A 3,430-nucleotide genomic window follows, 5' to 3' on the forward strand; every position below is an offset into this window, starting at 1 on the left:
GGCTTCGCCTTCCTTCAGAACAGCAACGATCTGGCTCTCGGTAAATCTGCTTTTCTTCAAGGGAATCTCCAACTCAGCGAGGCTCCGAAATTCTACCGGGCGGTGTCTACCTGAAGGGGGAGCTTACGGATGCTGGTGCGGCAAGGTTTAGCGCATATCTCGCCATGTACTCCGGCACCTGAATCGGTCCAGCCCCTTGACCGTGCCCTCCAAGCTTGTTACGCAGGGCTGACCATGCAAATTACGGACTGCGGCCATCTGCGTCTCCAGGGAGGCCGGGAATATGCCTTTTTCCATGCAAGTACTGATGAATGCTTGAGGTGAGGGAGTTGAGGAATGTCCCTGCGTCGCTTAGTGCAGACAGTCTTACGCGTGCTTTCGAACGCTTTAAGCGCTTTGACCATTCATTCCTTGTGGCGGCCGTGACCCGTGTCGGTAGTGCTCGTGCGCCCACTCGTCAAATTCTTGCGTCACTTGCAACCGTAGCAAATACATGTGGAGATCCTCGGCTTTTATTCGTCTTGATGATGGCAAAAGATGGCGCTTATGTTCGAGCATCAGCCTAAGCGCTATCGAGAGTACCTCTGCTGACAGGCACACACTCTGAACTGGTGTGCGGGTCTACATCTACGTCGGCTTTTCTGAGTGCTCTACTGCTTCAGACGATGTACATCATCGGGAGATGGTATCTGCATTCGGCTGATTTCTATTTCGAGACTGGTCGTCGCGTCACAACGGTTAGCCGTGCGTCGCAAGTGCCGTGTCGTGAGGCAAGTGCAGAGAGTGTCTCAACGCGTGGCCAGGTTGTTGTTCAGCATAGTCACTTCCAGCGAATCACCATACAATCCAACGGATTCGACCTGCTCGGGCGGATTCATGGCAGCGGGCTTGTGGCCGGCCGGGCCGGCCGGGCTGGCCGATCGCCGGGGGAGGGGGAGTCCGGAGCGGGACCGCCGGGGTCCTTAGCACCTACCGGCCGCGCCGAGTGCTCTTGCGTATTTGCGCTCACGTATTATGGATGGTTGCTATTTTTTTCTGCCACGCGAATGCAATAAGACTGATACGAAGGATAAGGCAATACGCTTGTCTTTGCTCTGGCTTTTGGGTGCTGCCTTTCGCTGTAACGGACCATTCAATTGGCTATATCACCCATCGGCATAGTTTCTGATAGAGGCATTAGGACAGCGCTGCGGCGCTAAATGCGACTCTGGAGTTATACGCTTTGAAATTCAAAATACATCGAGTCGGAAGAATATCTGAGGCTGTAATTGAGCCGCGCAATTTCACTATGTTTTTTGGAAAAAACGATAGTGGGAAGACTTACGCCGCCAGCACTATATGGGCCACCATTAATTTCATAAAAAATATTCCCGAGGGGAGAGACTTTCCAGGCATTCCGCCTGAATTGCGCACCTACCTTTCTTCCTTCAAGAATAGAGGCATTGAGGAAGGTGTTTTTCAAGTCAGCATTGGCGCTGAAGCGTTAAATGCACTCCAAAAATCTGTATTAGACCATCTTAATAACAATATTAAGAAGGTATTGGCCGATGCTATTGGCTACGATGGATTCGGAGCCAGTAAAGTAACCATAGAACTTGAGCATAAAGAGCCTGTTACTCTCACGTGCCGCATCACAGAAAACAAGGCTCCGGATGAACTTGTGGAAGCCCCTTTTATTGAGCGTGAACAGCAAAATTTAGATATTGGTGGCGAAACAGATGCTGAACCCAAGGAGGCCACTTGGAATTTTGAGGTATCTGTGGAAGGGGCGAACAGATATGTCTCTAAACTTCGAGCCAACGCATTTGAATCAGCTTGGATCGGAAATTGGCTGCCAGCAGACATTCGTGAAGAAATAATTGGCTATGCATGCTTCGGAAACGATTGGAGTAATTTTAGGAATACATTATACATTCCAGCCGCCAGAACCGGAATAATGCTGGCGCTTAATTATTTCGTTGATCGAGTGGTGCGGCGGGCTGAGTTACCGCTTGAAGATGATAAGGGTGCTAGCGACCTACCAGGACCAATTCGTCATTTCGCCTCAGAAATGGTTAGGGCTGTGCATTCACGAGTTCCACCTTCGACGCAAGGAAATCGATTATCTCGATTGGTCAGTGGACAACTCAAACGAGGAAGGCGGCGAGGTTCTTTCTTGTATGCGCCGGAAGGCACTGCAACGGAAATACCGCTCGCGTCAACTTCGTCTCTCGTCACGGAGTTGTCTCCGCTGGCACTAATGTGGCGGAGGATAGGGCCAACCACCTTCTTGATCTTTGAAGAGCCAGAAGCCCACCTTCATTTAGAAGCACAGAGAGAGATGGCGCGCGTCCTGGCACATCTGGTCAAGCGCGGCGCAAAAATTCTTATCACCACGCACAGCGACACGTTTATTCAACAAATCAATAATTTAATCGCGCTGTCTGATCATCCAGAACGCGCGTCGTTGGTCGAACAACTTGAATTATCCGACGATGAGATTATTGATAGAAATTCTGTAGCGGCGTACGACTTTTCCTGCCGCGATGGAACTACGAAAGTGATTGCTTTAAAGGCGGAAAATGCTGGTTTCGGCGCCGAATCTTTAAACGACGTGATTGTGCGACTGGCAAAAGAGACCATTCTTATTAGCAATGGGCGACCGGATAGTGACGACTAAAAAACAGTCGGGGGATAAGACTTCAGATGGCATTTCCTCATGTTGAATTATTGAACTCCGCATATGCGCGGGTTGTTCATGAGAATAATAAATTTTCAATTTTCGAGAAAAACCCAGATGGTGAAGGAACTTGTTATTTTGAGGCCGAACACCCGGTTTTGCTAATTCGGGCGAAGGATCAAGCGCCCGTTGTGTGGTCGCTCGAAAATAGGCGATGTGCGGAGGGCGCTTTTGTCGTAAAGCGATCAGAGTCAGAGTTCGAGCTTCACATCGTTGAAATGAAAAGCAAGCTTACACATGGTGGCTTTCTTAAAGTAATTGAACAATGGAGGGGGATGTATTTATCCGCTCTGGCGACTCTTGGAGTTATTCGCCTTGAATTTCCCGTTAGAACTACTGTTTATGTAGCCTACAAAGATGAAACAGTTTCAGAACCGAGTTCCGCTCAGTTAGTTTTATCGAAAGTTCAAGTGGGTGGAAAATTAATGGCGGGAATCATAGAATGGAATAGTGGGAAGGTTGCATTGCACCATGGCGTGACGGCCCACATTGTAAAAGGACAAAGGAATGAGGGTGATGTCGACTTCGGCCGCATTTGATTTCGCCGTTTTTCGAAAAATTTGCAGACAGGCGCGTCGGTAAGGCCGGAGATGCCCGGCCAGTGTGCCATTTTTTGCTGGTAAGCAGCCTACTCTGTAATGACCCAGTGAAAACCTGCTCACGTCATAATCGAGGGAATTGACGATGAGCATGAAGATGGAAGACGACATC

Annotated in this window: 3 protein-coding genes; 2 read left to right on the forward strand and 1 reads right to left on the reverse strand. The window is 49.3% G+C overall.

What is annotated here, in order from left to right; genetic code table 11:
- Nucleotides 1–106 precede the first annotated feature (106 nt).
- Nucleotides 107–226, reverse strand: a complete 120-nt coding sequence (locus WBR68_RS31585) for a DUF7014 domain-containing protein (protein ID WP_446697889.1) — start codon at nt 224–226, stop codon at nt 107–109.
- A 996-nt stretch (nt 227–1,222) separates the two neighbouring features.
- Here WBR68_RS31585 and WBR68_RS30990 point away from each other — a divergent pair.
- Together WBR68_RS30990 and WBR68_RS30995 are read left to right on the forward strand one after the other, a co-directional pair.
- A complete protein-coding gene (locus WBR68_RS30990) occupies nt 1,223–2,659 on the forward strand; it encodes an AAA family ATPase (protein WP_230696213.1) in 1,437 nt (478 codons plus the stop codon).
- Nucleotides 2,660–2,685: 26 nt separating this feature from the next.
- Nucleotides 2,686–3,258: a hypothetical protein gene (locus WBR68_RS30995; RefSeq protein ID WP_230696214.1), complete on the forward strand. Its 573-nt coding sequence runs from the start codon at nt 2,686–2,688 to the stop codon at nt 3,256–3,258.
- Nucleotides 3,259–3,430 lie beyond the last annotated feature (172 nt).

Origin of the sequence: Achromobacter sp. JD-1 (assembly GCF_038594925.1) — a bacterium.
In the GTDB taxonomy this organism is placed as follows: Bacteria; Pseudomonadota; Gammaproteobacteria; order Burkholderiales; family Burkholderiaceae_B; genus Achromobacter; species Achromobacter spanius_C.

Excerpts from the sequence above, each read along its gene's own strand:
- WBR68_RS30995 (WP_230696214.1), top strand. The coding sequence starts at position 2,686 with ATGGCATTTCCTCATGTTGAATTATTGAACTCCGCATATGCGCGGGTT.